The 24,460-nt window shown below is 63.2% G+C and carries 27 protein-coding genes; 15 read left to right on the plus strand and 12 right to left on the minus strand.

Annotation, left to right across the window (positions count from 1 at the left end; all coding sequences use genetic code 11):
• The first annotated feature begins 31 nt into the window (after positions 1–31).
• Entirely contained in the window at positions 32–244 is a 213-nt protein-coding gene (locus BMW89_RS22350; protein ID WP_092029330.1) for a hypothetical protein, read from the plus strand.
• A gap of 59 nt (positions 245–303) precedes the next feature.
• Here BMW89_RS22350 and BMW89_RS22355 read toward each other — a convergent pair whose 3' ends face one another.
• Entirely contained in the window at positions 304–1,140 is an 837-nt protein-coding gene (locus tag BMW89_RS22355; RefSeq protein WP_177196241.1) for a universal stress protein, read from the minus strand.
• 213 nt (positions 1,141–1,353) lie between these two features.
• On the opposite strand from BMW89_RS22355, the gene BMW89_RS22360 reads away from it, so the two are divergent.
• Both BMW89_RS22360 and BMW89_RS22365 read left to right on the plus strand, forming a co-directional pair.
• Positions 1,354–2,886 carry a Do family serine endopeptidase gene (locus BMW89_RS22360; protein ID WP_177196242.1) on the plus strand — a complete coding sequence of 511 codons (1,533 nt, stop codon included), beginning with the start codon at positions 1,354–1,356 and terminating at the stop codon, positions 2,884–2,886.
• 272 nt (positions 2,887–3,158) lie between these two features.
• Positions 3,159–3,521: a hypothetical protein gene (locus tag BMW89_RS22365; protein ID WP_092029163.1), complete on the plus strand. Its 363-nt coding sequence runs from the start codon at positions 3,159–3,161 to the stop codon at positions 3,519–3,521.
• A gap of 12 nt (positions 3,522–3,533) precedes the next feature.
• Here the strand turns inward: BMW89_RS22365 and BMW89_RS22370 are convergent, their stop codons facing one another.
• Both BMW89_RS22370 and BMW89_RS22375 read right to left on the minus strand, forming a co-directional pair.
• A complete protein-coding gene (locus BMW89_RS22370) occupies positions 3,534–3,842 on the minus strand; it encodes a DUF6496 domain-containing protein (RefSeq protein WP_092029164.1) in 309 nt (102 codons plus the stop codon).
• A 73-nt stretch (positions 3,843–3,915) separates the two neighbouring features.
• Positions 3,916–4,128 carry a DUF3072 domain-containing protein gene (locus BMW89_RS22375; protein ID WP_092029165.1) on the minus strand — a complete coding sequence of 71 codons (213 nt, stop codon included), beginning with the start codon at positions 4,126–4,128 and terminating at the stop codon, positions 3,916–3,918.
• Positions 4,129–4,243: 115 nt separating this feature from the next.
• Between BMW89_RS22375 and BMW89_RS22380 the strand changes: the two genes are divergently transcribed.
• Together BMW89_RS22380 and BMW89_RS22385 are read left to right on the plus strand one after the other, a co-directional pair.
• Complete coding sequence (locus BMW89_RS22380; RefSeq protein WP_092029166.1) at positions 4,244–4,477, plus strand: hypothetical protein; 234 nt, start codon at positions 4,244–4,246, stop codon at positions 4,475–4,477.
• A gap of 17 nt (positions 4,478–4,494) precedes the next feature.
• Entirely contained in the window at positions 4,495–4,704 is a 210-nt protein-coding gene (locus BMW89_RS22385) for a hypothetical protein (protein ID WP_092029167.1), read from the plus strand.
• Positions 4,705–4,799: 95 nt separating this feature from the next.
• Here the strand turns inward: BMW89_RS22385 and BMW89_RS22390 are convergent, their stop codons facing one another.
• Together BMW89_RS22390 and BMW89_RS22395 are read right to left on the minus strand one after the other, a co-directional pair.
• A complete protein-coding gene (locus BMW89_RS22390) occupies positions 4,800–5,045 on the minus strand; it encodes a hypothetical protein (protein ID WP_092029168.1) in 246 nt (81 codons plus the stop codon).
• Between the two features lie 95 nt (positions 5,046–5,140).
• Complete coding sequence (locus tag BMW89_RS22395; RefSeq protein WP_092029169.1) at positions 5,141–5,404, minus strand: hypothetical protein; 264 nt, start codon at positions 5,402–5,404, stop codon at positions 5,141–5,143.
• A gap of 21 nt (positions 5,405–5,425) precedes the next feature.
• Between BMW89_RS22395 and BMW89_RS38445 the strand changes: the two genes are divergently transcribed.
• On the plus strand, positions 5,426–5,767 hold the full coding sequence (locus tag BMW89_RS38445; RefSeq protein WP_244547651.1) for a hypothetical protein: 342 nt from the start codon (positions 5,426–5,428) through the stop codon (positions 5,765–5,767).
• On the opposite strand, the gene BMW89_RS22405 is transcribed toward BMW89_RS38445, so the two are convergent.
• From BMW89_RS22405 to BMW89_RS22415, 3 genes are all read right to left on the minus strand, one after another.
• Positions 5,764–7,254: an HWE histidine kinase domain-containing protein gene (locus BMW89_RS22405; protein WP_092029171.1), complete on the minus strand. Its 1,491-nt coding sequence runs from the start codon at positions 7,252–7,254 to the stop codon at positions 5,764–5,766. The genes BMW89_RS38445 and BMW89_RS22405 overlap by 4 nt on opposite strands.
• A 13-nt stretch (positions 7,255–7,267) precedes the next feature.
• A complete protein-coding gene (locus tag BMW89_RS22410; RefSeq protein ID WP_092029172.1) occupies positions 7,268–13,555 on the minus strand; it encodes a HAMP domain-containing protein in 6,288 nt (2,095 codons plus the stop codon).
• 278 nt (positions 13,556–13,833) lie between these two features.
• Positions 13,834–14,346: a DUF4142 domain-containing protein gene (locus BMW89_RS22415; protein WP_092029173.1), complete on the minus strand. Its 513-nt coding sequence runs from the start codon at positions 14,344–14,346 to the stop codon at positions 13,834–13,836.
• A gap of 95 nt (positions 14,347–14,441) precedes the next feature.
• Here BMW89_RS22415 and BMW89_RS22420 point away from each other — a divergent pair, with 95 nt between their 5' ends.
• Both BMW89_RS22420 and BMW89_RS22425 read left to right on the plus strand, forming a co-directional pair.
• A complete protein-coding gene (locus BMW89_RS22420; RefSeq protein WP_092029333.1) occupies positions 14,442–14,636 on the plus strand; it encodes a hypothetical protein in 195 nt (64 codons plus the stop codon).
• Positions 14,637–14,970: 334 nt separating this feature from the next.
• Positions 14,971–15,189, plus strand: coding sequence for a hypothetical protein (locus tag BMW89_RS22425; RefSeq protein WP_092029174.1), 219 nt, complete (start codon positions 14,971–14,973; stop codon positions 15,187–15,189).
• 150 nt (positions 15,190–15,339) lie between these two features.
• Here BMW89_RS22425 and BMW89_RS22430 read toward each other — a convergent pair whose 3' ends face one another.
• Positions 15,340–15,588, minus strand: coding sequence for a hypothetical protein (locus BMW89_RS22430; RefSeq protein WP_092029175.1), 249 nt, complete (start codon positions 15,586–15,588; stop codon positions 15,340–15,342).
• 679 nt (positions 15,589–16,267) lie between these two features.
• On the opposite strand from BMW89_RS22430, the gene BMW89_RS22445 reads away from it, so the two are divergent.
• Positions 16,268–16,642, plus strand: coding sequence for a PRC-barrel domain-containing protein (locus BMW89_RS22445; protein ID WP_092029177.1), 375 nt, complete (start codon positions 16,268–16,270; stop codon positions 16,640–16,642).
• A gap of 32 nt (positions 16,643–16,674) precedes the next feature.
• On the opposite strand, the gene BMW89_RS22450 is transcribed toward BMW89_RS22445, so the two are convergent.
• The gene (locus tag BMW89_RS22450; protein ID WP_092029178.1) at positions 16,675–17,139 is read right to left on the minus strand and encodes a winged helix-turn-helix transcriptional regulator; all 465 of its coding nucleotides are present in this window, start codon (positions 17,137–17,139) and stop codon (positions 16,675–16,677) included.
• A gap of 162 nt (positions 17,140–17,301) precedes the next feature.
• On the opposite strand from BMW89_RS22450, the gene BMW89_RS22455 reads away from it, so the two are divergent.
• The 6 genes from BMW89_RS22455 to BMW89_RS22480 all read left to right on the plus strand — a co-directional run bounded on the left by BMW89_RS22455 (position 17,302) and on the right by BMW89_RS22480 (position 22,681).
• A complete protein-coding gene (locus BMW89_RS22455) occupies positions 17,302–18,039 on the plus strand; it encodes an SDR family oxidoreductase (RefSeq protein ID WP_092029179.1) in 738 nt (245 codons plus the stop codon).
• A 62-nt stretch (positions 18,040–18,101) separates the two neighbouring features.
• Positions 18,102–19,103 (plus strand): NAD(P)H-dependent flavin oxidoreductase, encoded by a 1,002-nt coding sequence (locus BMW89_RS22460; RefSeq protein ID WP_092029180.1) that lies wholly within the window; start codon positions 18,102–18,104, stop codon positions 19,101–19,103.
• Positions 19,104–19,211: 108 nt separating this feature from the next.
• Positions 19,212–19,625, plus strand: a complete 414-nt coding sequence (locus tag BMW89_RS22465; RefSeq protein ID WP_092029181.1) for a hypothetical protein — start codon at positions 19,212–19,214, stop codon at positions 19,623–19,625.
• A 69-nt stretch (positions 19,626–19,694) separates the two neighbouring features.
• Positions 19,695–20,027 carry a hypothetical protein gene (locus BMW89_RS22470; RefSeq protein WP_092029182.1) on the plus strand — a complete coding sequence of 111 codons (333 nt, stop codon included), beginning with the start codon at positions 19,695–19,697 and terminating at the stop codon, positions 20,025–20,027.
• Positions 20,028–20,145: 118 nt separating this feature from the next.
• Positions 20,146–21,720 carry an alkaline phosphatase D family protein gene (locus tag BMW89_RS22475; protein ID WP_092029183.1) on the plus strand — a complete coding sequence of 525 codons (1,575 nt, stop codon included), beginning with the start codon at positions 20,146–20,148 and terminating at the stop codon, positions 21,718–21,720.
• A 142-nt stretch (positions 21,721–21,862) separates the two neighbouring features.
• On the plus strand, positions 21,863–22,681 hold the full coding sequence (locus BMW89_RS22480; RefSeq protein WP_092029184.1) for an aldo/keto reductase: 819 nt from the start codon (positions 21,863–21,865) through the stop codon (positions 22,679–22,681).
• Positions 22,682–22,781: 100 nt separating this feature from the next.
• Here BMW89_RS22480 and BMW89_RS22485 read toward each other — a convergent pair whose 3' ends face one another.
• Both BMW89_RS22485 and BMW89_RS22490 read right to left on the minus strand, forming a co-directional pair.
• Positions 22,782–22,994, minus strand: a complete 213-nt coding sequence (locus BMW89_RS22485; RefSeq protein WP_092029185.1) for a hypothetical protein — start codon at positions 22,992–22,994, stop codon at positions 22,782–22,784.
• A gap of 132 nt (positions 22,995–23,126) precedes the next feature.
• Positions 23,127–24,374, minus strand: coding sequence for a COG3904 family protein (locus BMW89_RS22490; RefSeq protein ID WP_143062804.1), 1,248 nt, complete (start codon positions 24,372–24,374; stop codon positions 23,127–23,129).
• Positions 24,375–24,460: the final 86 nt, after the last annotated feature.

The following is a 24,460-nucleotide window of genomic DNA, read 5'->3' on the forward strand; positions in this document are numbered from 1 at the left end:
AATAAGGCCTGTGAATGCGAGGGAGGGTCTGATGGAAAACGTACGTCGCTACCGCGCGCTGGCGTCCCTCTGTCGTCAGCAAGCGGCCTACCGGCCGCTCCAGAACTGGGAACTGCTCGGCCAGGCCGAGCATTTCGAACACCTCGCCGAGATCGCGCTGAAGGCCCATTTCGACGCGTGCAATGCGCAACCCGAAGAAGACGCCATCGCGGCCGCGGCATGGGAGGCCCCTGTCGCGGCGTGAGGGCGTTGCACCAGTCTCGCTTGTGCGAGACTGGTCTCGCTTGTGCGAGACTGGTCTCGCTAGTGCGACATCAGCGTCGGCACCGTCATGGCCTCCAGCATGGCGCGGGTGACGCCGCCAAGGATGCGCTCCTGCAGTCGCGAATGGCCGTAGCCGCCCATCACCAGCAGGTCGAGGTTCTCGTCGGCCGCGAGCGACAGGATGATCGGCTGGACGTCGGAACGCGCTGCCGGCAGGCCGACGATGCGGGTCGAGAGTCCGCGCCGGCCGAGATGTCTTGCCAGATTGCTTGCTGACACTTCGTCGGACACCGCGTCGGCTCCGTTGATCGTGATGATCACGATCTCCTCGGCGCGGGCCAGGAACGGAGCCGCGTCGCGCATCGCGCGGGCGGCGAGGCGGCTACCATCCCAGCAGATGCCGATCCGGTTCGCTCTGAAGGCGCCGCGGAAGGTGTAGGGCAGGAACAGCACCGGGCCACCCGCCTGGAACAGGATCTCGCTCGGCACGTCGTTGTCGAATGAACCTTGCGCGGGATCGGGCTGAAGCACGATGCTGAGGTCGTGCAGCCGCGCCATCTCGCCGAGCGAGCCGGCGGCATCTACCGGGATCGCACCGAGTGGGTGGCAGTCGTAGGAAATTCCGGCGTTGGCCGCCTCGCTCTTGAAAATCGCGAGGGCAGCCTCGGCCCGCTCCGCCGCGCGTTCGCGTTCCATCTCGAACACGGCCGCTACCGCGGCGCCGCCTTCCATCACGTACGCTGCACTGGTCGCGACATAGCCGACCGCGACCGCGTCGAGATGGGCGTTGAAATGTGCCGCGAGCGAGATCGAGCCGTCGATCACGGGACGCATCGGGCGCTCGGTCGGGATATGGACGAGAATGTCTTTGTACATGGCGCGCCTCCGCTGGACATCATCCGGTGGCCGCAGTCTTTCACTGCCCATACCGAGCGCGTTGAGCTGCATCAAACATGCAGCCCTGATTCCTGGTGGTGTTGCCGGCCGCAACACCTTTGCCAAGATTTAATCGGATGGACGGGGCGCCGTAAGGTGACGATGTCCATGTTGGGTACAAGGCGACATCTTCACCAACATGGACATTTCGACATGAACGACCGCGTCAATTCCGACACCACCACGTCCCGCAAGATCCTGAGGCCGCGCCGGCTGGCGCTGCTCGGCACTGTGGCCGCGCTTGGCGTGGCCGTGCTGGCTGCTTCTCCCGCCTCGCCGTTTGGCATGACTTCCTTCATCGCGCCGGCCCAGGCCGCGGAAAGCGCCACGACCCCGCCGGGGTTCGGCGATCTCGTCGCCAAGGTCAAACCCGCCGTCATCTCGGTGCGGGTCAGGATCGACCAGGACAACGACAAGAGCGCGATGCTGCAGCAGAACCGGATGGACCAGGACGAGGATGCGCCGTCCGACCAGTTCTCGCGGCAGTTCGGTTTCCGCGGCCAGGGTGGCATGAACGGCATGCCGCGCCAGCGCCACCAGGTGATCACGGGCGAAGGCTCCGGCTTCTTCATCTCCGCCGACGGCTATGCCGTGACCAACAACCACGTCGTCGACCACGCCGAGTCCGTGCAGGTGACGATGGACGACGGCACGACCTACACCGCAAAGGTCGTCGGCACCGATCCGAAGACCGATCTCGCGCTGATCAAGGTCGATGGCAAGAAGGACTTTCCGTTCGTGAAGTTCTCCGACCAGAAGCCGCGGATCGGCGACTGGGTGGTCGCGGTCGGCAATCCCTTCGGTCTTGGCGGCACCGTGACCGCCGGCATCGTCTCGGCCAGCGGCCGCGACATCGGCAACGGGCCCTATGACGACTTCATCCAGATCGACGCGCCCATCAACAAGGGCAATTCCGGCGGTCCGGCCTTCGACATGAACGGCAACGTGATCGGGGTGAACACCGCGATCTACTCGCCCTCAGGCGGCTCGGTCGGCATCGGCTTCGACATCCCGTCCACGACCGCAAAGCTGGTTGTCGCGCAGCTGAAGGACAAGGGCGCGGTGACCCGCGGCTGGCTCGGCGTGCAGGTGCAGCCGGTGACGGCCGAGATCGCGGACAGTCTCGGCCTGAAGGAGGCCCGTGGCGCGATCGTCGACAATCCGCAGGACGGCAGCCCCGCGGCGAAGGCGGGCATCGAGGCCGGCGACGTCATCACCGCCGTCAACGGCACTGCGATCAAGGATTCCCGCGATCTCGCCCGCACCATCGCCACATTGGCGCCGGGCAGTTCCGTGAAGCTCGACGTCTTCCACAAGGGCGACAGCAAGACGGTGACGCTCGCGCTCGGCGAGTTGCCGAACGAGCGGCAGGCCAAAGCCGATGAGGGCAAGGCGCAGCCGGGCAACGGCGCGCCGCGCCTCGGCCTCGCTTTGGCGCCGGCTGGCGAAGTGCAGGGCGCCGGCCAGAAGGGCGTCGTCGTCACCGAGGTCGATCCGCAAGGGCCGGCCGCGCAGCGCGGCATCCAGACCGGCGACGTCATCCTCAATGTCGGCGGCAAGCCTGTCGCCAATGTCGGCGACGTCCGCTCCGAGCTGGCGCAGGCCAAATCGTCCGGCAAGAACAGCGTGCTGCTGCAAGTCAAAAACGCGGACGCGACCCGCTTCGTCGCGGTGCCGCTGGCGTAAGCCCCTTGCTTTCGAGGGCAAACTCAAAAGGCGGCCCCGAGGGCCGCCTTTTTCGTGCGTGTCTGGAAGATACCCACAGGCGCCGATAACATTCTCGTTAACGGCAGCATTGATGACGGGTTCGTCCGAAAAAGCCGCGTTCGCTCGTCACAGTTCGACTCCCGGGTTGGGGCCTTGGCGGCAATGAAGACGCCCAGGCGAATTGCAGGCGTGGAACTTCGAACGTCCGGTCATCTTGTGGAACCGGAGGTTCGCATTTGATCGGTGCCGACATGGATCGATTGAAGCTCTCGCTGAGATATGCGCTGCTGGCGGCGCCAATCGTGCTGACGACTGGAAACGCCCTCGGGCGCGACGATGGCCGCTACACCAACTCAGCCCTAAAACCCTGGTTCGACAGTCTGCGCAGCCATCTCGGCCCGTGCTGCTCCGACGCCGACGGATTTGCCGTCTCGGATCCCGATTGGGAATCGCATGATGGGCACTATCGTGTGCGTCTGGACGGGCAATGGGTGGATGTGCCGGATGACGCCGTGATCACCGAGCCGAACCGGGCGGGGCGCACCATGGTTTGGCCGGTGAAGACCGCGTTCGGGATTGCGATCCGCTGCTTCATGCCGGGCAGCATGATCTGATTCCGGCCGGCGTCACCGCTTGCTGGATTTGCGCTTCGGCGATTTCCTGACAGTCTTCTTGGCTGTCTTCTTCTTGGCTGTCTTCTTCTTGGCTGTCTTCTTCTTGGATGCCGCGCGCTTGGCCGCCTTCTTCGGGACTTTCTTGCCCTTCTTGCGCGCCTCCGACAGGCCGATCGCGATCGCCTGCTTGCGGCTCTTCACGCGTCCACCGCGACTGCCGGGCCCGCTCTTCGCAGTGCCTTTCTTGTAACGGCGCATCTCGCGCTCGACATCGCTGCCGACGCTGCGCGCGTAGCGGCGCTTTGTTGTCTTGCGTGCCATCAACTCTCTCCCATGGCCAGGTGAGAGAACTGCATCGGTTGGGCAACGTTCCAACTGCGCCGGCTGCGCTCGTTTAGAACGAGTTCGCCAGATCGATCTCGGCCTCGAGCACCTGGATGCGGCGCGCGGCCTCGGTGGAGGACAGATCCCGATTGTATTGCGCGGGCTGATAGGCTTCCTCGCTCAGCCGCTTCAGCCTCAGCCCTTGCGTCCGCGTCATCTGCTCGGCGAGGAAAACCTTGGCATCGAGAAAAGTCTTGGCGTCGTATTTACCCTGAACCTGCATCTGCCCTCTCCATTCTGAAATCGTGACTTGACTATATGTTCTTATTTTGTTCTAACAAGTCATGGACAACAGAATTAATGAAATTCGACGTAAAATCAGTGCCTTGAGGCTGGAGATGGCCGGTATCGAGGCATTCGTGCGCGACCTCGTCAATCGCGACCGCGACTGCACAGAAAAGGCCTTGGCGCAGATGGATCTGCGCCAGAAAATCAACCTGCTGATTGGTGAATGGAAGGCGGCCGGCGGCGGCGATGTGCTGCCTGACGTCCGTGATCGGGTAGGTCTTCGTCCCGTGAAGACACCAGGCAATCAAGTCGGGAATTCCTTGCGCGCAATCGCGCGCCGCTGAGAGCTTTGGGGGCGCGCGTGGAGGAAGACCCGGACACGTACCGGATCCTGAGACTGCGCGCCGAGATTCTCGAATTGGGCTCTGCCATCCGGCAATTGCAGCGCGAGGGGCTCGACGATGCCGCGGCCCAGCTTCTGATCGCACGCAAGCGCGCGCAACTCGACCATCTGGTGAAGACGACGTCTGCAGGCAGCCGCCCTGGCATCGTCGACGTCCGACGCAGCTAAAGCGCACGCCGACGATGTGGCGCTATAAGGATTGTACCGAACATCAGAGTAAGAAGGCCCCGCCATGGCGGGGCCTTCGATGAATGGCAGTGAGCTTACTTGGTGTTGCTCATGCCGCTCTTGTTGTTCGTCATGGTGCCGCCCTGATCGGAGCCGGGACCGGAACCACCTTGACCAGAGGGATCGGCGCCCTTGGAGGATTTGGTGTTGGCGCCCGTGGTCTGCGACGACGACATCGCCGATCCATGTTTCGCCTTGTGCGACTTCGCTTGCGCGGCGAACGGGGTGACTGCGAGGCCGGTTGCCAACATCACGGCGAAAGCGAGCTTGGTCGTCTTCATGCGCGGGAACTCCCTGGGTTAATTTGACGCAGGCAGCCAACCGCTGTTCGCCGCGAGAGTTCCTGACAAAGTCATCACCGTGCTTCACGCGCGATTCAAGATTCCTTGTCTTCGGCGAGGAGAAACACGACACCCGTGAGTGTCGCCCCGATCGCGAACGTCGTCACCAATGTGAGGACGAAGACGGCTTGGCTTCCGCCGTGATTGAGCAGATTGGCGACCGCCGGATTGGACAAGATGAGCGCGAGACCGAATGCGAGCCCGAGAGCTGCGCCCATCATCGTATGCGTCACGAGCTTGATGACGCCGGTGGGAGAGATCAGGCGCGGTGATTTCTTGGGCGACTTGTTCGCACGCATGGAACCGACCCTTGATTCCGCATGCAAACGCGCGCGATGATCCAGGGTTCCATCCACATGAGGGAATTGTCATCCGCCGCTTCATCCGACGTTCATGCCGGGCTTGCGAGGATGTACGGCATCAACACGGGAACATTGGATATGGGTAAGGTCGTTTTTCTTTACCGTTCGCTGGCCTATCGCAACGCGGCCGCGGACATGCTGCGCAAGGCGCGCCATCTGCCGCGCGGCGCAGAACGCAGCGCGACACGCCGCTATGCAAAGGCACTGCGCGACCTCGCCCGGACGGAAGCCTGGCTCGAAGGGCGCATTGCTCGCGAACCGCGGTCGTCGCAGCACATGACGAGGGCGGCGTCCGGTTAACCGGATGCGCGCTGTAACTCGGCGGAGCTGGCGGCGTCGAATTTGTCTTGCGCGGTCGTTGCCGCGGTCTTGCGGGTCAGCGGCACCTCCAGGCGGCACAGCAGTCCCTCGGCGCGCCAATCGAATTGCGCCTGACCGCCGAGCTGGGACTCGACGCTCGCCAGCAGGCTCCGCGTGCCGAAGCCGCGAGACTTCGGCGTCCGCACCAGCGGACCGCCGGATTCCTCCCAGCTCAGTGAAAGTTGATCCTCCTCGACCCGCCAGCCGATCGAGAGGCGGCCCGACCGCGTCGAGAGCGCGCCATATTTGGCCGAGTTGGTGAAAAGCTCGTGCAGCGCCAGCGCGAGCGTCTGGGCGGTCGCCGGCAGCAGCTGCACCTCGGGACCCGTCAGCTTGATCTGTCCGCCGAGCGAATAGGGCGCGAGCTCCTCATCGATCAGCTTTGAGAGTTCGGCGCCCTGCCAGCTCGACAGCGACAGGATCGTGTGCACGCGCGCCAGCGCATTGATGCGCCCCTCGACCGCGTTGACGTAAGCCTTGACCTCGTCGGCACGGGTGAGGCGGACGATCGACTGTGCCAGCGCCAGCGCATTCTTGGCGCGATGATCGACCTCGCGCGCCAGCAGATTTTGTCGCTCCTCGGCCCGTTTGCGCTCGGTGATATCGACGGTGACGCCGCTCACGCGTATCACGCGGCCGCTGTCGTCAGCCGTGGCGGCGGCCGTGCCGACACACCAGCGTACATCCCCGTCCGGTCGCACGATGCGGAACTCCGTCTCATAGGCGGGAGTGCCCTTGCTGAATTCGGCGATGGCCTTGCGCAGCTGATCGACATCGTCGGGATGCAGCAGGGCCTGGACGTTGGCCGGGTTAACCTCGAAGCTCTCGGGGCTCACACCAAAAATGCGGTACTGGCCTTCGTCCCACATCCAGTCGCCGTTGACCCAGTCCCAGTCCCAGGACCCCATCTTGCCGGCAGCGATCGCCATGCTGCGCCGCTCTTCGCTCTCGCGCAGCTTTGCGGTGGAATTCTCCAGTTCCGCCGTGCGTGCGAGGACGCGGTCCTCGAGATCCTGGTTCAATCGTTCGAGCTCGCGGGTCTTGCGATAGAGCTCGGCAAACACCTTGACCTTGGCGCGCAGCACCTCCGGTATGACGGGCACCGGCACGTAGTCGACCGCACCCATCTCGTAGCCACGCAGGCGGTCGATGTCGCTGACCTGGATCGCCGAGATGAAGATCATCGCGGTCTTCTGGAAGCGCGGGTGCTCGCGGATCATTGCTGCGAGCTCGAAGCCGTCGAGCTCGGGCATGCAGACGTCGACCAGGATCACCGCGATCTCGGTCTTGAGCAGCACCTCCAGCGCTTCGCGACCGGACGAGGCGATCACGAGGTTCTCGCCGAGCTCCTTCAAGATCACCTCATAGGCGAGCAGCTTGGCCGGCTGGTCGTCGACGAGGAGGATGTTGACCTTTTCGTGGTCCATTCCAGATCCAAACTCAGCGGTGCAGCCACATGCGGATCGCAAGCAGCAATTGATCGGTGTTGACGGGTTTGGCGAGGTAGTCGGACGCGCCGGCTTCCAGGCACTTCTCGCGATCGCCCTTCATGGCCTTGGCGGTCAGCGCGATGATCGGCAGGCGCAAGAAGGCCGGGTTCTCCCGGATCACGCCGATGGTCTGATAGCCATCCATCTGCGGCATCATGATGTCCATCAGCACGATGGCGATTTCCGGATTGGATTCGACCAGCGTCACCGCTTCCCGGCCGGTCGTCGCCGTCAAGACCTTCATGCCGCGCCGCTCCAGCACGCTCGACAGCGCGAAGATGTTGCGGGCGTCGTCGTCGACCAGCAGGGCGGTCTTGCCGATCAGGTCCTCGTCGGAACTGTTCAGCTTCTCCAGCATGCGCTGCTTCTCGACCGGCAGTTCCGTGATCACGCGATGCAGGAACAGCGCGGTCTCGTCGAGCAGACGCTCCGGTGACTCCACGCCCTTGACCACGATGCTGCGGGCCATGGTGTGGAGTTCCGCATCCTCCTCTGCCGAAAGCTCGCGGCCGGTGAAGACCACGACCGGAATGTTGGACAGCGCCTCGTCATTGCGGATCTGGTCCAGCACCTCGAAGCCGCTCATGTCGGGCAGCCTGAGGTCGAGCACCACGCAATCGCAGGGCGTCTCGCGCAGCGTCGTCAGCGCGCCGGCGCCGGTGTCCGCCGACACGATCTCGATGTCGTCGTGATGCAGGAGCTCGCGGATCGAGAGCTGCTCGGCCTCGTTGTCCTCGACGATCAGCAGGCGCTTGCGCCGCGGTCTTGCATATTCCTTGATCTGCGTCAGGGCGGCCGAGACGCCTTCGGTCGTCGTCGGCTTGTTGACGAAGGAGAAGGCGCCGCGCGCCAGCGCATGCTGACGGTCCTCGTCGAGCGTGATGATCTGCACGGGGATGTGGCGCGTCAGCGGATTGTGCTTGAGCTGGCTCAGCACGGTCCAGCCCAGCATGTCCGGGAGAAACACATCGAGAGAAACGGCCCGCGGCTGGTATTGCTTGGCAAGCTCCAGCGCCTCCGCGCCGCGGGACGCGACCAGAACCTTGAAGCCCTTGTCGCGGGCGAGGTCGATTAGAATACGCGCATAATGGGGATCGTCTTCGACGATGAGGAGAATGCTGTCGCCAGGCTCAAGGTTGAGCCGGTCATCGGGAATCTGCTCGACGACGCGCTGCTCGGGTACGGGCGGTTGCAGTGCGGGCGGCTGGTGCTGAAGCGAAGGCGCAGCGCGTGGCGCGAGCGTCGGGCCGGAGTATTTCAGCGGCAAATAGAGCGTGAAGGCCGATCCCTTGCTGGGTGCACTACGCAGATGGATCTCGCCGCCGAGCAGGCTCGCGAGCTCGCGGCTGATCGCGAGACCAAGACCGGTGCCGCCATATTTGCGGCTGGTGCCGGCATCCGCCTGCTGGAACGCCTCGAAGATCAACTTCTGCTTCTCAACGGGAATGCCGATGCCGGTGTCGGACACTTCGAACGCGATCACGGCCGGAGCGGAGTTCAGCACCGGGTGATCCGTGCCCCAGCCGCCGACGACCGCGGCGACCTTCAGGCGCACCTCGCCTTCGGCGGTGAACTTGAAGGCGTTGGAGAGCAGGTTCTTGAGGACCTGTTGCAGGCGCTTGGAGTCGGTGACGATGCTGCGTGCAAGGTTCGGATCGACCTCGATCTTGAACGACAAATTGCGGTTCTCGGCCTCGTGCCGGAACGGCCGCCCGACGGTTTCCAGCAGGTTCGCGGTCAGGATTTCCTCGGCGTCAACAGTCACTGTGCCGGACTCGATCTTGGAGAGGTCGAGGATGTCGCTGATGAGATTGAGAAGATCGGTGCCGGCGCCGTGGATGGTACGGGCGAATTCGACCTGCTTGCCGGTGAGGTTGCCGTCTGGGTTGTCGGTGAGCTGCTGTCCCAGGATCAGGATCGAGTTCAGCGGCGTGCGCAGCTCGTGGCTCATATTGGCGAGGAATTCGGACTTGTACTTCGAGGTCAGCGCCAGCTCGGTCGCCTTCTCCTCCAGCGCGCGGCGGGCCTGCTCGATTTCCTGGTTCTTGCGCTCGACCTCGACGTTGCGTTCGGCGAGCTGCTGCGCTTTTTGCTCGAGCTGGTCGTTGGTCTGCTGCAACTCGCGCTGCTGGGTCTGGAGCTCGCCGGCGAGCTGCTGCGACTGCTTGAGCAGGCCTTCGGTCTGCATCGTCGCTTCGATCGAGTTGAGCACGATGCCGATGGAGTCGGTGAGCTGCTCCAGGAACGTCATTTGCGAGGTCGTGAAGGAGGTGAGCGAGGCGAGCTCGATCACCGCCTTGACCTGGCCTTCAAACAGCACCGGCAGCACGACGAGGTTCTTCGGCGCGACGCGGAACAGCGCCGAGTTGATCGGCACCACGTCGGCGGGAATGTCGGCGATGACGCGCGGACGTCTGTCGAGCGCACACTGGCCGATCAGGCCGTCGCCGAGCGGCAGCACGCGCTGATACGGATAGACGCCGTCGCCGGCATAGGAGGCGAGCAGCAGAAGCTGCGGACTGTCGTCGCTCTCGACCTGGTAGATCACGCCGGTATGGGCGTTCACCAGCGGCGACAATTCGGTCAGCAGCAGCCGTCCGACGGTGGCGAGATCGCGCTGGCCCTGAAGCATGTTGGTGAATTTGGCAAGGTTGGTCTTCAGCCAGTCCTGCTCGGTGTTCACGTCCGTCGTCAGACGGAGATTCGTGATCATCGTGTTGATGTTGTCTTTCAGTTCGGCGAGCTCGCCGCGGGCATCGACCTGGATCGACGGGGTGAGGTCGCCCTTGGTCACGGCGGTCGCGACTTCCGCGATCGCGCGCACCTGCGAGGTGAGGTTGGCCGCGAGCAGGTTGACGTTGCCGGTGAGATCCTTCCAGGTGCCGGCCGCGCCGGGCACGTCGGCCTGACCGCCCAATCGGCCTTCGACGCCGACCTCGCGCGCCACCGACGACACCTGATCGGCGAAGGTCGCGAGCGTCTCGGTCATGTTGTTGATGGTGTCGGCAAGCGCTGCGACCTCGCCCTTCGACTTCACGGTGAGATTTTGCTTCAAATCACCGTTCGCAACGGCAGTCACCACCTTGACGATGCCGCGGACCTGCTCGGTCAGGTTCGCCGCCATGAAGTTGACGGTGTCGGTGAGGTCCTTCCAGGTGCCGGCCACACCGGGCACCTGGGCCTGACCGCCGAGCTCGCCTTCGGTGCCGACCTCGCGCGCGACGCGCGTGACTTCGCCGGCGAAGGCGTTGAGCTGGTCCACCATGGTGTTGATGGTGTTCTTCAGCTCGAGGATTTCGCCCTTCACGTCCACGGTGATTTTTCGCGACAAGTCGCCGCGCGCAACGGCCGTGGTGACTTCGGCGATGTTGCGGACCTGGGTAGTGAGGTTCGCTGCCAAGAGGTTGACGTTGTCGGTGAGGTCCTTCCAGGTGCCGCCGACGCCGGGCACGACGGCCTGACCGCCGAGCCGGCCTTCGGTGCCGACCTCGCGCGCCACGCGCGTCACTTCGGCGGCGAAGGAGCGGAGCTGCTCCACCATGGTGTTCAAGGTGTCCTTCAGCAGAAGGATTTCGCCACGCACGTCCACCGTGATTTTTTTGGAGAGGTCGCCGCCGGCGATGGCGGTCGCGACCTCGGCGATGTTGCGGACCTGGGCCGTCAGGTTCGAGGCCATGAAGTTGACGTTGTCGGTGAGGTCCTTCCAGGTGCCGGCCACGCCGGGCACCTCGGCCTGGCCGCCGAGCTTGCCTTCGGTGCCGACCTCGCGCGCAACGCGCGTCACTTCGCCGGCAAAGCCGTTGAGCTGGTCCACCATGGTGTTGATGGTGTTCTTGAGCTCGAGGATTTCGCCCTTCACGTCCACCGTGATTTTTCGCGACAGGTCGCCGCGCGCCACCGCGGTCGTCACTTCGGCGATGTTGCGGACCTGGGCGGTGAGGTTGCCCGCCATCGAGTTCACGCTGTCGGTGAGGTCCTTCCAGGTGCCGGCGACGCCGGGCACGTTGGCCTGACCGCCGAGGCGGCCTTCGGTGCCGACCTCGCGCGCCACGCGCGTCACCTCGCCCGCGAAGCGGTTGAGCTGGTCGACCATGGTGTTCAAGGTGTCCTTGAGCTGAAGGATCTCGCCGCGGACGTCCACCGTGATCTTGCGCGAGAGGTCGCCGCCGGCGATGGCGGTTGCGACCTCGGCGATGTTGCGGACCTGGGCCGTGAGGTTGCCCGCCATCGAGTTGACGTTGTCGGTGAGGTCCTTCCATGTGCCGGCGACGCCCGGCACCTGGGCCTGACCGCCGAGCTTGCCCTCGGTACCGACCTCGCGCGCCACGCGCGTGACTTCACCGGCGAAGGCGTTGAGCTGGTCGACCATGGTGTTGAGCGTCTCCTTCAGCTGAAGGATTTCGCCCGACACGTTCACTGTGATCTTCTTCGACAAATCGCCCTTGGCGACCGCAGTCGCGACCTCGGCGATGTTGCGGACCTGGCCGGTCAGGTTCGAGGCCATCGAGTTGACCGAGTCCGTCAAGTCTTTCCAGGTGCCGGCGACGCCGCGGACCTGGGCCTGACCGCCGAGCTTGCCTTCGGTGCCGACCTCGCGCGCGACGCGCGTCACTTCGCCGGCGAAGGCGTTGAGCTGGTCCACCATCGTATTGATGGTGTCTTTCAGCTCCAGAATCTCGCCGCGCACGTCCACGGTGATCTTCTTCGACAGATCGCCGCCGGCGACCGCCGTCGTCACCTCGGCGATGTTGCGGACCTGCGCGGTCAGGTTCGACGCCATCGAGTTGACGCTTTCCGTCAAATCCTTCCAGGTGCCGGCGACACCGAGCACGTTGGCCTGGCCGCCCAGCCGTCCTTCGGTGCCGACCTCGCGCGCAACGCGCGTGACTTCGCCGGCAAAGGCGTTGAGCTGGTCCACGCAGGTGTTCAGTGTTTCCTTCAGCTGAAGGATCTCGCCCGAGACGTTCACGGTGATCTTTTTCGACAAGTCGCCGCCGGCGATGGCGGTGGCGACGTCGGCGATGTTGCGGACCTGCGCGGTCAGGTTCGACGCCATGAAGTTGACGTTGTCGGTGAGGTCCTTCCAGGTGCCGGCCACACCGGGCACCTGGGCCTGGCCGCCGAGCTTGCCTTCGGTGCCGACCTCGCGCGCGACGCGCGTCACTTCGGAGGCGAAAGAGTTGAGCTGGTCCACCATCGTGTTGATGGTGTCCTTCAGCTCCAGGATTTCGCCGCGCACGTCCACGGTGATCTTGCGCGAGAGGTCGCCGCGCGCGACGGCGGTGGTGACGTTGGCGATATTGCGGACCTGTGCGGTGAGGTTGCCGCACATCGCGTTGACGCTATCGGTGAGGTCTTTCCAGGTGCCGGCGACGCCCGGCACGATGGCCTGTCCGCCGAGCTTGCCGTCGGTGCCGACCTCGCGGGCGACGCGGGTCACTTCGGAGGCGAAGGAGCGGAGCTGGTCCACCATCGTGTTGATGGCTTCCTTGAGCTGAAGGATCTCGCCGCGGACGTCGACGGTGATCTTCTTGGACAAGTCGCCGTTCGCCACCGCGATCGTCACCTCGGCGATGTTGCGAACCTGGTTGGTCAAATTATTCGCCATCGAGTTGACGCTCTCGGTCAAATCTTTCCAGACGCCGGTCACCTCAGGCACCTGGGCCTGGCCGCCGAGCTTGCCCTCGGTGCCGACCTCGCGCGCGACGCGCGTCACCTCGGAGGTGAACACACCGAGCTGCTTGATCATGGTGTTGACGATGGTCGCCGATTGCAGGAATTCGCCGCGCAGCGGGCGGCCGTCGACGTCGAGCTTGACGGTCTGGAGCAGGTCGCCTTGCGCCACGGCCGCGACCGCGCGCGTCACTTCGCGCGTCGGCCAGAGCAGATCGTCGATCAATGTGTTGACGGAGCCTTCCATGTCGGCCCAGGAGCCGGAGGCGAGGCCGAACTTCACGCGCTGGCGGGTCTTTCCCTCGCGTCCGACCACCTGGCCGACCAGCTCGAGCTGCTGCGCCATACGCTGGTTGGCGGCGATGATTTCATTGAACGTGTCGGCGATCTTGCCGTCGATGCCGAGATAGTCACCGCTCATCCGCACGGAAAAATCGCCGCTACGCATTGCTTGGAGGGTAAGCAGCAATTCCGGCCGGGAATCCGGCTCCGACGTGCCGTTGGGTTTAGGTTTCGGGACGCGACGACCGGAGCGCGATGCCGTTCCGGAATCGAGGTCGCTCATTCTCATTCCCCCGCAAGCGTCGGCCGAATCTCAAGGCGTGACGCGACTTATCGAAATAGAGCGTCAGCCAAATTCGAAATCAAGCGCCAAGCCTGCGGCGCGAGGAATTGGAACCTGTTTTGCTCAGCCCGGCCAAAACAACTGCGGAAACCGAGAATGGTTCCATCGGGTTCCAGGAAATTTTGAGGGCTGAAATTCGGGCCTTGCAGCCCTGACTTGGGCGGCGGTCATGCGTCCGTCATGGTTTCTCGCAGATTGAGACCGTGTGGCGAATGCGCCTATTTATCTGCCATCGTCCGTTCCGCGTCTTTTACCTGGGAGCGGAGTATCGGCAGTTGTTCACGGGCAAAAGCGGCGAGCCCGGCGTTGTCGGGTGCCTTCAAATAGCGCTCAAGCAGGCTGATGGCAGATTCATATTCGGGGATCTGTGCGGCATAGAAGCTCTTGACGTAAGTCGGCCCGTCGGAGTTTTCGGGCTCGACAAGGCTTGCGCTTGCTGGCGTCGTCTTGCTGACGCGCGGCTCCGCACCGATTGCGTCCTGAATTGGCTTCAGCGCCTTGTCGCGCTTGGCGGCTTCCTCGGCGCGCAGGGCGGCGAGGTTCTTGACTTCCGCATTGCCCTTCAGGTCGGTGCTCTCCAAAAGACCCTGCTGGAAGCGGCTGAATGTGTAGAGGCCGGTGATGACATCGGTCGCCGTCGGCGCGCGATCACCCGACCGACGCTCGTCGGTGCCGTCGGCAAGCGCCGCTGTGCTGACGAAGGCCAGGACAATCGCGACAAGAATCCTCATGCATCTCCAATGACCGATGGCGTGCGAAGTTCCCCAGACGTTACGATCCGGTAAGGGCGGTTGCGATGGGAGAGTTCCGTCCCCAAATGTCCTTCATGAAACAGTCTGACATCTTCAGGGATAACGCCGACAACTGCCTGCAGCTCGCTGAGCGTGCGGAAGGGCAGCCCGCCAACAAGCGCTATTCGCGCATGGCGGATGCCTGGACGGCATTGGCGACCGAGCAGGACTGGCTGGACGGTGAAATCCCGCCCGTCAAGGTCCGCGTCCTCCAAATGCAGGATGCGTAAGCACTGCCGGTTTGTGAATCTGCGTGTGAGATCGCTCACGGAATGTGAGCGACCAATCAGGGATCATCGAGGAATAGTCGATCGCTTTGATTTTCGTTTCCAGAAGGAGGTTTTGCGATGGCACCACGTCTTGCACTTCTCTCACTCATCCTTGCCTTCGGCGTCTCGGTCGCTTTCGCGACGGCGACGACAGTTCGGCAGGTGCACCAGGAAAATGCAGCGGTCGCGACTCACGCCACGCATAGTTAGCGCTGCGTGAGCCTCTCGCGCGCTGGAACATTCGTCGTATCAGCGCGTAACCGCTTCGAGACATCACGAGAGGCGAGAGGACATCATGGCGCATTCCGACCACGGCATCGTCAGGGACAAGCGCGCAGAGGATCAGCCGCGCGACAAGGAGCGTGCGCAGACCGTGCACAAGACCGATCCAAAGACCGATCAAAAGGGCTCGCCATCGCGTGAGGCGACGCGCGATCCGAAACTGAACGACGACAGCAAGACTCCGGGCTCCGGCATGACGCCGGATGATTCCGGCGCCGCGCCGAGCGGCTGATCTCACGAGGAACGATTCGACCCGCGAAGAGTCGATAGATTGCTTCTGGTTATCATGCCCCCGGTGATCCGGAAGCAATCTCCAAGGACGGCCCTGGCACCCACCGTGCCGGGGCCGTTTTGCTGTGTCCTTGTTGATCAGTCTTGTTGATCAGTCTTCGGCGCCCGAGTCGGAGTTTCCCTGGCTGTGCCCGCTGGCGCCGCGGCCGAACACGCCATAGTCGCTCGACTTCACGCCCGCCGCTCCGTCGATCCCGGCACTCGCCAGGCCGAGCTTGAGCAATTCGCGCACGGCCGCAGCCCGCGTCGGCATGCGGTGCTTGAACCGGAAATCATCGAGGGCTGCCAGCTCTTCCGGTGCGAGCATCACTTGCAGCCGCTCCCCGCGAAGGTCATTCATCGCCGATCACCCAAAGTGAGCAAATTGAGTAGTTTGCACAACGTGCGACTTTGGCTGGAGTTCCCCATGACTCCCAAATGACGCCAAATTAGCAAAATTCTCAAGTAAAATCAATAAGTTAACTCTTGACTTGGGCGCCAGGGGGAGCATTATTGGCGCCAGAAGCTCAAGGGAGGGTGCGAGCTCCAAGAATGGAGAGAGACATCATGACAGAGCAAGTGAGGTTGCCCCGAAAACTATCGGAAGAGCGGCAGGCGCCGAAGCCACTCCGGGCCAGCCACCAGAAGGTCATCGAGCAATTGGACAGCTGGGCAAACAGCCCCGGCCTTCAACCGCCGCGCAACGAATCAGCGGGCACGCCAGATGCGTAGACGTTCCGAACCACACACATTCGAACAGCGGCTTGAGGCGCACAGGACGCGGCTTGAGCGCGAACTGGCCGGTCTGCCTCGCTGCAGCAAGCAGCGCGACGACATGGCCGCGCGGATCGAGCAAATCCAGGCGGCCGCCGAGATGTACGACTTCCTGAAGCGACGGGAAGAAGCGTCAGCCCCTCGCCGATCGCAGACGAATACAGCCCGACCGATACCGTCAACACCGCCAATTGCCGCGCGAAGCGCGCAGGAACGATCATCTCTTCACGCGGTTGGCCCATTCAACGGCTGAGTGGAGAATCGAGATGATGAATCAAGGTGAGCTGGATCGCAGCGAGATGGGCCGGCTGATCGGCAGCGACAAGGTTGAGGGAACATCGGTGTACGGCGCCGATCGCAGCAAAATCGGTTCGATCGAGCGCGTGATGATCGACAAGGTCAGCGGCAAGGTGTCCTACGCCGTTCTCGGCTTCGGTGGATTTCTGGGCCTCGGCAATGACCACTATCCATTGCCCTGGCAGTCGCTGAAATACGACACCGAGCTCGGCGGCTATGTCACCGGGATCACCGCCAGGTCGCTCGAAGGCGCGCCGAAATACGGCGAGCGCAGCGATTGGAATTGGGGCGACGACGCCACGGTGCGCGGCATCGACGCCTATTACGGTGTTCCGTTCGCGTAGAGGCCTCACAAGCGCGAGATGCAGGACGCCATTTATCCGGCAAGCTCTCTCTGTCCCGGCCCCGCATGCACATGCACCTGCTTGGCGTGCAGCGGCTCACCGCATTCCGAGCAGACCATCACCGGATCGAACTGCTTGCCGCAGGTTTTGTGCTCGTGCAGCAGCGGGCGGCCGCGCTCGTCGCCCATGTGGGTGTCGCCCCAATGCACCATCGCCATGATGATCGGATAAAGGTCGAGGCCTTTCTGCGTCAGGATATATTCGTAGCGCTTGGGCGCCTCGGAATAGGGGACGCGGCGCAGGATGCCGAAGCGGACCAGCTTCTTCAGCCGCTCCGAAAGCAGGTGCCGCGTGATCTGGAGCGAGGATTGGAAAGCCTCAAACCGCCGCACGCGCAAAAAACTTTCACGCAGGATCAGAAGCGTCCAGCGATCGCCGACCACGGCGACGGTGCGGGAGAGCGAGCAGGGCTCTTCGTCCAGCTTGTCCCACTTCATGATCCGGTCCTCCGGCGCAGGCCTCGTAAGTCAGAAAAAGGAACTGACTTGAATGATCAGTACTATTTGCCTGCAAAGCTAGCATTGGGTCTCGTGGTTTGACAGTTCTATTTTAGAACTATAGCCTTCGCTGCAATCAAATGCTCATCGGAGGAGGCGACCTTGCCCAAGCGAAACGCGACAGCGGCCGTCATCGGGGCCGGCGATTTCATCGGCTCCGAGATTGCCAAGAAATTTGCCGGCGAAGGTTTTTCGATCTTCGCCGGCCGCCGCAACGGCGACAAGCTGGCACCGCTGGTGAAGGACGTTGAAGCCGCTGGTGGCGAGATCCACGCGCGCTCGCTGGATGCGCGCAAGGAGGAGGAGGTCATTTCCTTCCTCAACGACGCCGACAAGCACGCCCCGCTTGAGGTCTGCATCTTCAACGTCGGCGCCAACGTCAATTTCCCGATCCTCGAGACAACCGATCGCGTGTTCCGCAAAGTCTGGGAGATGGCCTGCTATTCCGGCTTCCTCGCGGGGCGCGAAGCGGCACGGCTGATGACTGCGCGCGGCGGCGGCAAGATCTTCTTCACCGGCGCGACCGCCTCCTTGCGCGGCGGCAGCGGTTTTGCGGCGTTTGCCAGCGCCAAGTTTGGCCTCCGCGCGGTGGCGCAGGCGATGGCGCGCGAGCTCGGGCCGAAGAATATCCACGTCGCCCATCTCATCATCGATTCCGGCGTCGACACCGAATGGGTGCGGCAGCGCAGGCTTGAATCGCTCGGTCCAAACGCGCTCGACAATCCCGACCTGCTGATGCCGCCGTCGGCGGTGGCTGACTCCTACTGGCAGCTCTATCAGCAGCCGAAGAGCGCCTGGACCTTCGAGATGGAGATCCGGCCGTTCGGAGAGAAATGGTGACCGCGGCACGAGACTGCGGCTAGATTGATCCCAATACAAACCGAAATCCGGGAGGCCCCTACGTGAAGACCGCGATCACCGAGCTGTTCGGCATCGAGCATCCCATCATCCAGGGCGGCATGCATTTCGTCGGCTTTGCCGAGCTGGCGGCCGCTGTCTCCAATGCCGGCGGGCTCGGCATCATCACCGGTCTCACGCAGAAGACACCGGAACTGCTGGCGAAAGAGATCGCGCGCTGCCGCGACATGACCGACAAGCCGTTCGGCGTGAACCTCACCTTCCTGCCGACCTTCGCCGCGCCGCCTTATCCGGAATATATCGCGGCGATCGTCGAGGGCGGCGTCAAGTCGGTCGAGACCGCGGGCCGCAGCCCGGAAGCCTACATGCCGGCGCTGAAGGCCGCCGGCATCAAGGTCATTCACAAATGCACTTCGGTGCGCCACTCGCTCAAGGCCGAGCGGATCGGTTGCGACGCCGTCAGCGTCGATGGTTTTGAGTGCGGCGGTCATCCCGGCGAGGACGACATCCCGAACATGATCCTGCTGCCGCGCGCGGCGGAGGAGTTGAAGATCCCGTTCGTGGCCTCCGGCGGCATGGCCGACGGGCGTAGCCTCGTAGCTGCCCTGTCGCTAGGCGCGGCCGGCATGAACATGGGCACGCGCTTCATCGCCACCAAGGAGGCACCCGTCCATCAGAACGTGAAGAACGCGCTGGTTGCCGCAACCGAGCTCGACACCCGCCTGATCATGCGGAGCCTGCGCAACACCGAGCGGGTGCTGAAGAACGCCAATGTCGATCGCCTCATCGAGATCGAGCGCGAGAAGGGCGACAAGCTCAAGATCGACGATATCCACGACCAGGTCGCGGGCGTCTATCCAAAAATCATGCTGGATGGACAGATGGATGCGGGCGCCTGGAGCTGCGGCATGGTCGCAGGGTTGATCCACGACATCCCCACCTGCAAGGAACTCGTCGATCGTATCATGGCCGAGGCGGACCAGATCATCCGCAGCCGCTTGATGGGGTTCCTGGATGGAACGGGGATGACGAAAAAGGTCGCCTGACACCGCCAAACTTCTTAACCAATGCGGCACTTGACCGCTGGAATTACGCGCGACGCCTCCTAAATAGAGGTAAATTACCTCTCAAATCATCAATTTCAGGAGGCGTCCGTGGTCCTGAAGAGCGTTCATTTTGCAGTTGCAATTGCCCTCGTGCTCGCAGGGGGCGGTATCGCGCGTGCCGACGACTACAAGCCCAGCGAATATCTCGGTCTCGATCTTCCCAAGGCCGTGCTGTCGCCGAAGCGGCTCGGACCCGAGACGCAATTTGCCCCCGTCGCGCTAGAGGCGAAGGGCGGCAACGAGGCGCAGGCGCGTGCTGAACCCGTCGACGTGCCGAAGAAGGTTGCGGCCGGACGCGTGCACGAGCCGAAGGTCGCGCATGCGAACAGCGGTCAGTCGCGCGGCGCCGCGCGCACCAAGCTCGCGCATCGTCACGGCAATCCGCTCGATGCGCAGGCGATGGACACCCGCATCCAGACCTGGCCGTGTCGTTCCGGCGGCATCTGCAACTGGCAGCGCTAGGCGATACCTCATTGCGCTGCGATCGATATCCACTGCACCGCCTCAGGCGGCGCAACGGGATCATCCCCGATGTCTGATTTCCGCTATCGCTGCCTCCAGTTCGTATGCGGTTTGGGCGTTCTCAACTTCCTGGCCATGGCTATTGGTGCGTTCATGCTCGGCGGCGACGCGGTCAACGGCAAGATCGCCGGCGGGCATTTCTTTCTGGGAGAGCATGGAAAGTTCACCGGGGTCAGCGAGGCCGTTTACACCTACAGCCTGTGGCACGCGCGCAGTGTTTTCGTGACGCATCCGTTGGCGATGCTTGCTGGATACCTTCTGAAAATGGAGGGGCAGACTCGGAAGGCGGCAAAGCGCACGTCCGACGGCAATCGGGGTGGCGCACTTCCAAATTCGACCTAGGCCACGCCTGAACTGTCATCCGTCCGTCGCAAAACCGTAGGCGCGGAGTCAAGAAACCGTAAGCCGGGAGTCAAACGGCGCAGGCACCTTCCGTCGCGATTCGACGAAGGTTTCCTGAATGGCATCGCTCCGCGCCTCGCGCGCTTGGACCCGGCGACAGTTCTTGGTCCGCTCGACCTCAAGCCTCGCCGTTGCTTCGCTCGGCACGCTCGCAAAGCCATCGCTCAGCCGTGCCGCCGACCGCCCGCAGATCGCGGGTGGAATCCAGTCCGGCGACGTCTCGGACGGCTCCGCAATGATCTGGGCGCGCGCCGACCGGCCCGCGCGCATGCAGGTGGAGTACTCGACTGTCGAAAGCTTCAAGACCATCATTGCGTCGGCTTCCCGCGACGCGCTGCCGGATGCCGACTTCACCGCAAAGCTGCAGCTCGACGATCTGCCGTCCGGACAGGACATCTTCTATCGCGTCCACTTCGACGACATCGCGACCGGCATCGCCGGCGAAAGCCGCGTCGGCCGTTTCCGCACGGCGCCGGCCGCGGGCAAATCGATTTCTTTCGTGTGGTCCGGCGACGTCGCGGGGCAGGGCTGGGGTATCGACATCGCGCGCGGCGGCTATCGCAGCTATCGTACCATGCTCGAGAATCGCCCCGATTTCTTCATCCATTCCGGCGACCACATCTACGCCGACTGCACGATTCCATCCGAGCAGAAGTTGCCGAATGGCGAGACCTGGCGCAACCTCGTCACGGAGGAGAAGGCCGAGGTGGCGCACACGCTGGCGCAATTCCGCGGCAACTACAAATACAACCATCTCGACGAGCATTTTCGCGCCTTCCACGCGGACGTCCCGATGTTCGCGCAATGGGACGACCACGAGGTCACCAACGACTGGTCGCCGACCGGCAGCTTTGACCAGGCCGGCTATGAAGACGACGGCACCCCGCGTCTGGTCGCGCGCGCCCGCCGCGCCTTCTTCGACTTCATGCCGATCCGTGACATTGGCGTGCGAAAGGATCGGGTCTATCGCAAGATCTCTTATGGTCCCCTGCTCGACGTCTTCATGATCGACATGCGCAGCTATCGCGACGACAGCTGGAACAAGGGCGACGACCATCGCGGCTGGATCCTTGGTGCCGAACAACTCGCCTGGTTGAAGCGTGAGCTCGCGGCGTCGCGCGCGACCTGGAAGGTGATTGCCGCCGACCTGCCGATCGGCCTGGTCAGCATGGACGCCGTCGCGCTCGGCAATGGCGTGCCCGACCGGCGTGAGCACGAGATCGCCGATTTGCTTGCCTCGATCAAGCGTGCCGGTGTCCGCAATATCGTCTGGCTCACGGCCGACATGCACTACACCGCCGCGCACTATTACGATCCGAACAAGGCCCAGTTCCAGGATTTTGAGCCGTTCTGGGAGTTCGTCTCCGGCCCGCTGCACGCCGGTACCTGGGGGCCGGGTGAGCTCGACAATACCTTTGGCCCGGTTGCGATGTATCAGAACGGCTGCAGCGAGGCGCAGGGCGAAAATCTCGCGCCATGCTTCGGTCTGCAATTCTTCGGCCGCGTCGACATCGACGGCTCGACCGGCGTGATGACCGTGACCTTGAAGGACGTCGACAACCGCGACCTCTGGTCGGTCGACATCGTGCCGCAGCCGCAGGCGCGCCCGGCCGTGGTGGCGCAGCATTCATAGGCGGCTAACCCGATCTTGATTGGCCGCCGCGCCCTCCCGCGCTATACTGCCCGTTCCCGCCTTCTTTTCCATCACCAAAGAGTCTGCCCACGCGGCATGGCCGCGCGCATCCGGCGAGATGAAATATGTCAGGAGCCTTTTCATGGATAATCTGAACACACAGGGCATCAGCATGCCCAAGCTCGGCCTCGGTACTTTCCGTATGCAGGGCGATGCCTGCCGCGCCGCGGTCGAGAGCGCGCTGTCGATCGGCTATCGCCACATCGATACCGCCGAGATGTACGCCAACGAGGAGGCGATCGGCGCCGCGCTGGCAGCAGCCTCTGTGCCGCGTGGCGAGCTGCATGTCACGACAAAAGTCTGGCACGAAAATCTGGCGCCCGACGCCATCCGCCGCGCCTTCGACGCCAGCCTGAACAAGCTCCGCCTCGACCATGTCGACCTCTATCTCGTGCACTGGCCATCCAAATCGGCGAACTGGGGCGCGGTGTTCGAGACCCTGATGAAGCTGAAGGAGGAGGGGCGCACGCGGGCCATTGGCGTTGCCAATTTCACCACGGCGCTGCTCAAGATCGCGGTCGAGGACATCAAGGCGCCGATCGCCTGCAACCAGATCGAATACCACGCGATGCTCGATCAATCGAAGGTGCTGGCCTATCTCAACGCCAAGTCGATCCCGCTGGTCGCCTATTGCCCGCTGGCGCAGGGGCGTGTCGCAACGGATCCGGTGCTGGCGGAGATCGGCGCGAAGCACAATGCGACCGCAGCACAGGTCGCGTTGAAATGGCTGCTCGGCCAGGACGGCGTTGCTGCGATCCCAAAGGCCTCGCGTCGCGAGAGCCAGCAGGCCAATCTCGATGCGCTGAAGATCACGTTGGATGACGCCGACCGTAAGAAGATCGCGGCGCTCCCGAAGGACAAGCGTTGCGTCAATCCGGGTTTTGCACCGGCGTGGGATTAGGCATGTACTCACAAATCCGAGCGTCCGCTTGCGCCATGCGGAGACCGAGCTTGGGTAGGTCCGGGATGTCTGATCGTGGACCCAAAGCGGACGCTAACGGTCAGTCTTTCATGCCATCCAGACCGGGATGATGTTTGTAAATGTTGTCCTGGAGCATGGTGTCTATCCGAGCGACGATATCGCCGACCGATGTCCTCAATCTCAGAAACTCATCTGCTGGAGAGGCTTCGTTGGCAAGCGTGAGCGCTAGAGATAACTCCTCAATGGCCCGCTTTATGTGCTGCTTAATCGTGTGGGCTGATTTCGTGTCCATAGAACCATCTCGGGCGAACAGGGCGTATTGTGCAAATGGCGGCCTACCTGACTTTTGACCAAGAAGCCTTCCAAATAGCTAGCAGCCAAGCAACGCGTTTGATGGGGCCTTTGAGAGCCCGCCGTATCCCGCTCACCTTCGCTCTTTCGCAGGAGTGAGCATCCCAGCGCCAACCGGCGCGGGGCAGCCGCTTGCGGAAAGCACCTGCCATGCGGCCTCGAGGCCGAGCGTGTCGATAGCGATGGCTGTCTGGCTGGTTTTCCCGTCCGGCAACGTCGTACTCTTCCTCAGTTCCAAATTCGGCACGGCGAAGAGCTTCTTCAGCGCGTCATAGGCGACGAGCGCTTTCCAGCTCTCGGGGGATGCGCCGGTCGCGGGGAAATATACCAGCTTCACCGGCTGCTCCGAACCGGCAATCAAGGACAGCGAACTGCTGCCGACCGCAGCGGCGTCGGATGTCCAAAGCAACCTCAACAAGGCCCTGCTCTTGTTTTCGCAGAACAGCTGCAACTCGATGGTTTGAAAGGATGCGTCGTCATCTTTCCTCGCGACGGCGATCTTGCGAATGAAGCCTGGCGGTCCGCCCTGCGAGGTCCATCCGGTCTCGGCAAAGGACCGGGTATCGATGCCGAAGCGGTAGAGTTCCGACCGCGTCAAGAGATGCATGCTCTCGGAGCTGACAGTCCTGGCCAGATCGAGCAGTCCGCGATCAATTCCCATGGTGGCGAGGTAGGCGGCAACAAGGCGGTCGGCGCGAACAGTACTTCGTTGTTCTGCTTCGGTGAGGGTCCTTTCCGATGGCTGCGGATCGCGCGGGATGAATTTCGGCGAATGAACGCCGATCACGCTGGCTGGCTCGATTTGACGGTTTGTTGCACCGAGAATCAGATACGCACACGCCGAGGAGCAGAGGGAAGCCCGCGTCGACAGATCAGCGTCAAGCGCGCGACCGGACTGCTTGATCTTGATACAGGCATCATTGCTCTGCGATTGCGCATCGCCGCATTCCTTGACGGTGGTGCGCGCCACCCGGGCAACGTGCGGCCGTTGGCGCAGCATCCTGCCCATCGCCAGTCCCTGTTCCAGGCTGCCGCCGGGCGAAGAGAAATACAGTGGCAGCGTGGCGGGCCAGTCGCGTTCAGTCTGGGATAGGAATTTGCGGAAGCGGCTGGCCGCTTCCACGTCGATTTTTCCCTCCACCGCGATCCACGTGTCGCACCCGCGACCGCAGGCGTCTGGCGCGCCCTTTGCCACATAGAACACCATAGGTGGCCCATCGGCGGTTGAAGTTGACCGTGATTGCTGCGAACCAGAAAACGCGGCGGTCCCGCTCGCCGCGGTCAGGATCAGCGTCGCGGCGATGGTGTCACGCAAGATCATGGAGCCGCGCCCCCGCGATCGCGTCAATGCGAACTGCCGAACTTATCCCCAAATGTGTCGGGCGTTGGAGGCCGGCCGAAAATACC

Source organism: Bradyrhizobium sp. OK095 (assembly GCF_900109945.1).
In the GTDB taxonomy this organism is placed as follows: Bacteria; Pseudomonadota; Alphaproteobacteria; order Rhizobiales; family Xanthobacteraceae; genus Bradyrhizobium.